This is a genomic window from Acidovorax sp. KPB24-03, from assembly GCF_057546605.1.
The window spans coordinates 1-3113 of record NZ_BAAJYR010000408.1 but is presented as its reverse complement, the minus strand read 5'-3'; the positions used below and the strand labels follow the sequence as shown (position 1 = coordinate 3113).

The following is a 3113-nucleotide window of genomic DNA, read 5'->3' as shown; positions in this document are numbered from 1 at the left end:
CAGCAGCAGCAGCAGCAGCAGGCCCAGCCTTTGCCGGCCGGCGGCGTCCCGCTGGCCTGGCAGCCCTTTGCAGGGGGCGTGTGCGAGATCGGCCATCCGGGCGGGGACCGGGGCGGCTTCGCCTTCGACAACGAGGGGCCGCGCCACCGCGTGTACCTGCAGCCGTTCGAGCTGGCCAACCGGCCGGTGACCACCGCCGAATACCTGGCGTTCTTCGAAGACGGCGGCTACCAGGAATCCGCCCACTGGCTGGCCGAGGGCTGGGACTGGGTGCGTGCGCAGCAGCTGTCGCACCCCATCTACTGGCAACGCCAGGGCGTGGCCTGGTACGAGTTCACGCTGGCCGGACCGCGCCCGCTACAACCCCACGCCCCCGCGGTGCACCTGTCGTATTACGAGGCCGACGCCTATGCACGCTGGGCCGGTGCACGCCTGCCCACCGAGGCCGAATGGGAGGTGGCGGCCACCTCCCAGGGCGTGCAGGGCGTGCACGGGGCGAACGCTGCCAGCGGCCACTTTGCCGACAGCGGCACGTTGCACCCGCGGCCGGCTTCCGATGCCGGGCGGGGCCTGGTGCAAATGTTCGGCGACGTGTGGGAGTGGACGCAGTCCAGCTACGCTGCCTACCCCGGTTTCCGCGTGGCCGAGGGCGCAGTGGGCGAGTACAACGGCAAGTTCATGGTCAACCAATACGTGCTGCGCGGCGGCTCGTGCGCGACGCCCGCCGGGCATGTGCGGGCGACGTACCGCAACTTCTTTCCCGCCACCGCGCGCTGGCAGTTCTCGGGGCTGCGGCTGGCGCGGGATCTGTGACGGGATTGATTTGCTATTGAATTAATAGCGGAATGCCATAGTGCTGATTGCGCTGGAGGCCCAAAAGACCATGGATCGCGTGGGGGCGGCCGCAGTCCGCCGCCCCGGCCACGCGGCGGTCACACCGCCTGCAGCGCCTGCGCCAGGTCGGCCTGCAGATCCTCGATGTGCTCGATGCCCACGGACAGCCGCACCATGCCTTCCGTGACCCCTGCCTTGGCCAGCTCGCCGGCATCGAGCTGGCGGTGCGTGGTCGATGCGGGGTGAGTGGCCAGCGAGCGGGCGTCGCCGATGTTCACCAGGCGCGTGAAGAGCTGCAGCGCATCCAGGAAGCGCGCACCCGCCGCACGCGGGTCCGTGCCTTCTTCCGAACGCAGGCTGAACGACAGGATGCCCGACGCCCGCCCGCCCAGCTGGCGCTGCACCAGCGCGTGGTCCGGGTGGTCCGGCAGGCCGGCGTAGCGCACCCACTCCACCTTGGGATGGCCTTGCAGCGAGCGCGCAATGGCCAGCGTGTTCTCGCAGATGCGGTCCATGCGCAGCGCGAGCGTCTCGATGCCCTGCAGGATCAGGAACGCGTTCTGCGGGGCCAGGGCTGCGCCGGTGTTGCGCAGCGGCACCACGCGCGCGCGGCCGATGAAGGCCGCCTCGCCCAGCGCCTCGGTGTAGACCACGCCGTGGTAGCTCACATCGGGCTCGTTCAGGCGCGGAAAGCGCGCCTTGTGCTTCGCCCAGGGGAACTTGCCGCTGTCCACGATGGCGCCGCCCACGCTGTTGCCGTGGCCGCCCAGGTACTTGGTGAGCGAATGCACCACGATGTCGGCGCCGTGTTCGATGGGGCGCAGCAGATAGGGGCTGGGCACCGTGTTGTCCACGATGAGCGGCACGCCATGGTCGTGCGCCACCCGGGCCAGGGCCGCGATGTCGGTCACGTTGCCCAACGGGTTGCCGATGGATTCGATGAAGATGGCTTTGGTGCGTGCGTCGATGTGCTGCGCGAAGCTGGCCGGGTCGCGCGGATCGGCGAACCGCGTGGTGATGCCCTGCTGCGGCAGCGTGTGGGCGAAGAGGTTGTAGGTGCCGCCGTAGAGCGTGCTGGCCGAGACGATGTTGTCGCCGGCTTCGGCGATGGTCTGGATCGCGTAGGTGATGGCTGCCATGCCCGAGGCCACGGCCAGCGCGGCGATGCCGCCCTCCAGCGCCGCGACGCGCTTTTCCAGCACGTCGTTGGTCGGATTCATGATGCGCGTGTAGATGTTGCCCTGCACCTTGAGGTCGAAGAGGTCGGCGCCGTGCTGGGCGCTGTCGAAGGCATAGGCCACCGTCTGGTAGATGGGCACGGCCACCGCCTTGGTGGTGGGGTCGGGCGACTGTCCGGCATGGACGGCGAGGGTTTCGATCCGCATGGGTTGCTGTCTCTTTCTGGGGTGACGGGAACAGGGTGCGTGAAGCGCAGGCAAGGCCTGCGCAACGCAGTGCGGGCCATTCTTGCACCGTGTGCCCGGCGGCCGAACAACGCATTGGCTATGTGCTTATTCGGCCAACAAAAGGGTGTCAGCGTTCGCATGGCGGGCACAGTTTTGAGTTCGGGCAGCCACCGTATGCGAAACGCGTCCGGTACTCTGGAATTATTTTCACCATAAGCATGGCAGGCAAAAACCGATTCCTGACGAAAGGTCGGCAAGGGGCCGATATGGGTAATGGTTTGGACTGTGTGGTTATGCGGTTGACGTTGGAGTCAATGCCAGATCAGCATGGTTGGCCCTTGACATTCGGCGGTCGTTAATCCGATCAGATAACCTGAAAAAGTCATTTCATCTTGAAACAAAAAATACGCATAGAAAATACTTATTACCTCTTTTGAAAAGGCGATAGATCGCTATCATCCGCGCCACTAAATCAAGAGAGGGAGCGGTCCAAAGACCGTCAGCCAATGACACGCCGCGTCACGATCCAAACGCCATTGGGAGAACAGCTGCAGTTTCGCCGCTTGCAGGGCAAGGAATCCTTGAGCGAGCTGTTTGTATTGGATGTGGATCTGCTGAGCGAGAGCAAGTCCCTCGACCCCAAGGCGTTGCTGGGCAAGCACGCCACGGTGGAGGTGGAGACCGAAGGCGGCGGCCGGCGCTACCTGGACGGCATCGTCACCCGCTTTGGGCTGCAGGGGCAGGACCACCGCTTCTACACCTACAAGGCCCGCCTGAGCCCCTGGCTGTGGCTGGCCACGCGGCAAAGCGACTTCAAGATCTTTCAGAACAAGACTGTCCCCGACATCATCGAGGAGGTGCTCGGCAAAATAC

The 3113-nt window shown here is 65.5% G+C and carries 3 protein-coding genes; 2 read left to right on the top strand and 1 reads right to left on the bottom strand.

Annotation, left to right across the window (positions count from 1 at the left end; genetic code table 11):
* The coding region (locus tag AC27KI_RS21750; protein WP_487115779.1) for an SUMF1/EgtB/PvdO family nonheme iron enzyme at positions 1 to 813 on the top strand (813 nt) is incomplete at its 5' end.
* 119 nt (positions 814 to 932) lie between these two features.
* Here AC27KI_RS21750 and AC27KI_RS21745 read toward each other — a convergent pair.
* A complete protein-coding gene (locus AC27KI_RS21745; protein ID WP_284406853.1) occupies positions 933 to 2219 on the bottom strand; it encodes an O-acetylhomoserine aminocarboxypropyltransferase/cysteine synthase family protein in 1287 nt (428 codons plus the stop codon).
* 527 nt (positions 2220 to 2746) lie between these two features.
* Here AC27KI_RS21745 and AC27KI_RS21740 point away from each other — a divergent pair.
* The coding region (locus AC27KI_RS21740; protein WP_487113958.1) for a contractile injection system protein, VgrG/Pvc8 family at positions 2747 to 3113 on the top strand (367 nt) is incomplete at its 3' end.